This is a genomic window from Ferruginibacter sp. (genome assembly GCF_031430955.1).
GTDB lineage: Bacteria > Bacteroidota > Bacteroidia > Chitinophagales > Chitinophagaceae > Ferruginibacter.
In genome coordinates this window covers 1-2,292 of the sequence record NZ_JANPCM010000739.1, presented here as the reverse complement: position 1 = coordinate 2,292, position 2,292 = coordinate 1, and the positions used below count along the sequence as shown (strand labels likewise).

3 protein-coding genes are annotated in these 2,292 nt (G+C 36.3%); all 3 read right to left on the bottom strand.

Going from position 1 to position 2,292, the window contains the following annotated elements; genetic code table 11:
• Positions 1–295 precede the first annotated feature (295 nt).
• Positions 296–733 carry a transposase gene (locus ACY65O_RS21170; protein ID WP_462222850.1) on the bottom strand — a complete coding sequence of 146 codons (438 nt, stop codon included), beginning with the start codon at positions 731–733 and terminating at the stop codon, positions 296–298.
• A 192-nt stretch (positions 734–925) separates the two neighbouring features.
• Complete coding sequence (locus tag ACY65O_RS21165; RefSeq protein WP_462222849.1) at positions 926–1,855, bottom strand: adenylate/guanylate cyclase domain-containing protein; 930 nt, start codon at positions 1,853–1,855, stop codon at positions 926–928.
• A gap of 74 nt (positions 1,856–1,929) precedes the next feature.
• The coding region (locus tag ACY65O_RS21160; RefSeq protein WP_462222848.1) for a DUF2867 domain-containing protein at positions 1,930–2,292 on the bottom strand (363 nt) is incomplete at its 5' end.

Sequence of the window (2,292 nt, the reverse complement as noted above, 5' to 3'; positions counted from 1 at the left end):
TTTTGAATTTTCTGTTTTCGTAATTTTTATATCCATTTTTATATTTTTTGTTTAAAAAAAATACCTTTTCATTTTCGTCTCGGCGGGGTTTTCACTTCATGCTGCATTAAATTAAAAAATTATTTCCGTGAAACCACGGTGCTGGAAAAACTACTTAACCATTATACTGCCACGCTAAATATCCCTGAAGTGCTTTGGCATAAAATGTAAAGCCACGCCTTCTTCATAAAAAGCCGCACTGCTGTGTTGATACAAAACAAAATCTTTGGCCAGCACCCATTTGCCACTAACAGAATTATGATGGATGTAATTTATTTTTTGCAGTAAAAATTTCTCTGAATAAATAGCTTTGGCACCAAAAGAATTTTCGAAAACCCTGCAATTGCCCCTTCTTCTTTTCTCTTTCGGTTATGGCACTGCTTAAAGTTTTAAGTACTTCACTTTGGTTATTTTTCTTCCACCGGCTAATTATTTCATAAGCCATAAAACGCTTTCCATTGCCGATTATTTTATTCAGGTAAAAGCCAGCGTTTGGAAAATATAAAATGCAGTGTATGTGGTTGGGCATTATTACAAATGCAATTACATTAATGTTATCTTTTGCCAGGATACTAAACCAGTTGTACACTATATCGTAACTGCTCGTATTTTCTATAAGCGGTAGCCAATTGTAACAGGTAAATGTACAATAGTACATGGAGTATATATCGGAGTGTTTATACTTTACGGCCATGCTGTAAAGTTAGTGGTTGGCAGTATGTATTGCAAGGCAATTTTGTGCAGCGGGGTTTCACAGTTACGGTTTTAGGATTAAAGAGAATTTGTGTGAAAACCCCGCTGGGACGGAAAACAAAATTTATATAAATTTTTACATTCACTTTTATAAACAACAGCAACGTTTATTTACAGGGTTTGGGCAGGTATTTTAAGTTGTATGGTAAGGCTTTCCTATCAAATGAATATCAATGCTGTCTTTTATTCCCTTTAGTTGGGCAGATGCAGGGCTGTTTGAAGGTTTGGCAGAGAGTAAATTAAAAGCATTGCCTGAAATAATGAAACTGTTATTATATTCTTTTGTAGCTGATTGTAAACGGGCTGCAATATTTACCGGAGCTCCCATTACAGTAATATTATTGTTAACCCCTATTCCTATATTTCCTATTATTACCTTGCCGGTATGCACACCAATACCTACTTGAAAATTATGACGAAAATGTTTGTAAACATACGTCTCATTAAAAATATCAATTTCTGCAAATATTTGAAATCCTGCATGAGTGGCATTTTCAGCAGCCTCCTGCACCGTTGTTTCAAATCCAAAAACTGCATAAAATCCATCGCCTTCAGTTTCTATTATGCTTCCATTATTATGTTCAATTACTTTTCTAAATAAATTAAACAGTCGCCGCATAATATGGATTACATCAAAAGGCAGGTAAAAATTTATGAACCTCGTAAAATTCCGGATGTCTAAAAAAAATAAGGCCAATTCCTTTTCTTCGCCTGTATATTCAGGATCAGTTGATGTATCTCCTTTAATATAGATGCTCACATCAATTTCATCCCGTATTAAACGATGTACCTTTACACCTTCGCCGGTTATATAGCACTGGCAGGCTAACCTGATATTTTTTGGAAATGGTAATTTTTGCCTCAGTGCAGTTTCTTTATCTGAATAAGAAGAAAGGTTTTCCATTCCTTCAAGTATAAGGATGCGGCAGGTGGAGCATTGCGCTTTACCGCCACAGGAGTGATAATGGGAGATACCTGCTGCAAGAGATGCTGCTAATACAGTTTGACCTTCGTCAACAGTAATTGGCTTATCTCTTAAAAAATCAACAACAAATTGTTTCATTCAAAACATTTGAAATGAGTTACAAATAAAAAACGTCTCAACCAGTTCATTTTACCGCAAATGGCGTGCTAATATTATTTACACAAAGCATTCAACATTCCCTTAAAAATAAATCCATGAAATGGGAAAACAGCGTACCAATATAACCGCCCCTTTAAGCCAAGCGGACGAAAAGTTGCCGTTTGCTCAAGTTCATTTTTTTCGTTGATGAAAAATTCCAGCCATGCTTCTCCGGGTAATTTCATTTCTGCGTACAACAGCAATCTTCTGTCTTCTTTATTTGCAATAAGCACCCTCCAGAAATCAAGCGACTCTCCCGGATATAATTGTGTGGGGCTTCTTCTTCCTCTTCGCAAACCAACACCACCCACCATTTTATCCATCAGTCCTCTTATTCCCCAAAGCCATCCACCATAATACCAGCCATTACTGCCACC